The organism is Acidovorax sp. HMWF018, from assembly GCF_003061035.1.
GTDB lineage: Bacteria > Pseudomonadota > Gammaproteobacteria > Burkholderiales > Burkholderiaceae_C > Acidovorax > Acidovorax delafieldii.
In genome coordinates this window covers 1-2,600 of record NZ_QAIM01000239.1, presented here as the reverse complement: position 1 = coordinate 2,600, position 2,600 = coordinate 1, and the positions used below count along the sequence as shown (strand labels likewise).

Sequence of the window (2,600 nt, the reverse complement as noted above, 5' to 3'; positions counted from 1 at the left end):
GCGGCGGCGGCTTGCGTCTGCGCCACCGGCGCGACCTTCTGCGAACCCGAGCGGAAGAACACTGATGAGGCCGCCGCCGCTTCGGCTTCCTTGCGCAGCGCATCGTTGGGGTCGTGGCCGGGGGCCGCGTAGGCGGTCGTCACCGGCTGCTGCGACTTCACGATGGCCGGGCCAAGATCGCCCGGCAACGGTGGCCCCAGCTCCGGCACCTTCGGCGGCAGCTTCGAGTAGTCGGCAGGCAGCGCGTCCAGCCCTTCCGACTTTGAGACGCGATCGACGTTGTATAGCTCGATCTGCTCGCCTGCGCCGCGCCGCTGCGGTTGCAGCGACCACATCAGCGCGCCAAGCACGGCGACCGACAGGCCGCCGGCGAGGATGGCCAGCGTGCGCCGGTTCAGGCGCGTGACCGGGCGAGGCTGGGCGCGCAGCGCCACCGCCTCGGGCGCTACCTTGCCCGCCTGCGGCGCGGCAAGGTCGGGAGTGTCATCCTGGCTCATGGTCAGTTCCTCCGCGCCACGCCATCCGTGCGCTCGATCCGCACCACGTCGCCGCCATCACCGCCTAAGCGCAGTTCGGCCGCGCCGAATAGTCGATCCACGATGTAGTACGGCGAGCGGAAACGGTAGTTCACCAGTTGCCCGTCGCCCTGCGCGCCGATCACGAACAGCGGCGGCAGCTCGCCTTGCGCGATACCTGGCGGTAACTGGATATAGACCTTCTCGCCATCATCGAAGGCCCGCAGCGGCTTCCACGGCGGATTGCTGCCGCTGATCGCGTAGCGGAAGCGGATCTTCTCCAGCGACAAGCCGGTATCGACCGGCGCGGCGGCGCTGGCCGCCTGCGCCTGGCGCTGCAAGGCCAGCATCCGGTCTTTCGGGTAGTCCCAGGACACCGACGCCATCCATGCCTTTTCCGTCGAGGTCAGTTCCAGTAGGTACGTCCGGCGGCTGGTGGTGATGACCAGATTGGTTTTCAGGCCCGAGCGGATGGGCTTGACCAGCACGTTGACGCGCAGCGCATCGCCGCTGCCGCTAGACGTGTCGCCCACAATCCACCGGACGGTATCGCCTGCGGCAACAGTCACCAGTTCTTCGCCCGGCTGGAGCGAAACCACGGTCACGCACCCCGGCGCAGCATAGACCTGATAGAGCGCGCCGTCGGTGAAAGGCCAGACCTGAATCGCATTGACATACCCCTCGCGGGTCGGCGCGATGCGTGCCTCGGCGTTGGCGCGCGAGACACGCACCTTCTCGTCGGCCGGCTCCGGCGCAGCCGGGGCTGCGTCCACCTCGGGCAGCGGCTTCAACTGCGCCGGCAGCGCCAGGGGCTCAGGCACGGCGACCACTTCCACCGGCGCGGGCGGCTCCGGTAGCGGCTGGGCCTGCACCGGCTCATCGAGCGAGATGGACGGCGGCGGCTTGCCCTGCGAGGCGCAGCCCGAGAACAGAACAGTCGAGGCCAGCAGGATCAACGGCAAAACGGATTTACGGAAAAGTGCATTCATGGCTTGGCTCCTTCGGAAGAATCCAGTTCGCGGCTCCACGACAGGCCATTGACGTAGATACCCAGCGGGTTTTTGCGCAGGCGCTGTTCGGTGCGTGGGGTTTGCAGGACAGTGGAAAGCACGGCGTTCCAGCGTTCGGTGACAGCAGGTGCGCCGTTGACGAATCGCTGTTCCGTCCAGCGCACGTTGAAAGACGTGTCGCTGGCGCGGGTCACGCTGGTGATCTGCACCGTCACCGACTCCTTGCCGATGCGGGCGAAAGGATCGTTCTTGCTGGCGTAGTCATTGAGCACCGCCCCGCCCTTGTCGGTGGTGTAGTCGTAGGCATCCAGCCAGTTCTGCCGCACCACGATGGGGTCGATGGACAGCGAGCGCACCATCCCGATGAAGCGGGCCAGGTGGTGCGCGATCTGTGCATCGGCAGGCCGGTACGGCGTAGCCGCCTCGCCCACGGCGCGCACTTGCCCGGATTGATCGACTTCGATGACGTAGGGCGTGACGATGGACTGCGCCGAGCGCCACACCAGGCCGCCGGCCATCAGCAGCGCGAGCGTGAGGCAGCCGAAGGCCATCAAGCGCCAGTTCTTCGCCTGGAGGCGGGCCGAGCCGATACGGTCGTCCCACACCTGCGCGGCGGATTGATAAGGGGTGGCAGGCTGCGGCGTGTCGGCATAGCGCACCTGCGGTCGCTTGAATCGCATAAGGGTTCTCCTTGGTGGTCAGGTATCGGAATCGCGCAGACTCGGGCCTTGCCCCGAGCCGCCACCGTCGCCACCGCGCAGCGTGTGGGCAGCGGTGGTCGCGGCATGGGTGATCTGCTGGCGGCGGTGCATCCGCTTGGCCCAGGCGGGTTGCTCCTGCTTCGGCGCGCTGGCTGTGCCTTCGCCTGCGGCGGCCTGGCCGGAACCGGCAGCGCCAGCATCTGCGCCGTTCCATCCGGCCCGGAAGGAATCGGCTACCTTCTGCCCAGCCGAGGCAGCGCCGGACGCGGCTCGGCGGCCTGCGGCTTGCGCGCCGGTCTTGGCGACGTTGCCGAGGCCAGCCGCCGCGCCCTTGGCCCCGCCGCCCGCAGCGGCGGAACCGGCCTGGAATGCGG

2 protein-coding genes and 2 pseudogenes are annotated in these 2,600 nt (G+C 68.3%); all 4 read right to left on the bottom strand.

What is annotated here, in order from left to right:
* A pseudogene (locus tag DBR23_RS08555) lies at positions 1-497 on the bottom strand (conjugal transfer protein TrbI); the annotation flags it as partial.
* Between the two features lie 2 nt (positions 498-499).
* On the bottom strand, positions 500-1,504 hold the full coding sequence (gene trbG / locus DBR23_RS08550; protein ID WP_108497957.1) for a P-type conjugative transfer protein TrbG: 1,005 nt from the start codon (positions 1,502-1,504) through the stop codon (positions 500-502).
* A complete protein-coding gene (gene trbF, locus DBR23_RS08545) occupies positions 1,501-2,205 on the bottom strand; it encodes a conjugal transfer protein TrbF (protein ID WP_108497956.1) in 705 nt (234 codons plus the stop codon). Before trbF ends, trbG begins: the two co-directional genes overlap by 4 nt.
* A gap of 18 nt (positions 2,206-2,223) precedes the next feature.
* A pseudogene (locus tag DBR23_RS08540) lies at positions 2,224-2,600 on the bottom strand (P-type conjugative transfer protein TrbL); the annotation flags it as partial.

Excerpts from the sequence above, each read along its gene's own strand:
- trbG (WP_108497957.1), bottom strand. The coding sequence starts at position 1,504 with ATGAATGCACTTTTCCGTAAATCCGTTTTGCCGTTGATCCTGCTGGCC.
- trbF (WP_108497956.1), bottom strand. The coding sequence starts at position 2,205 with ATGCGATTCAAGCGACCGCAGGTGCGCTATGCCGACACGCCGCAGCCT.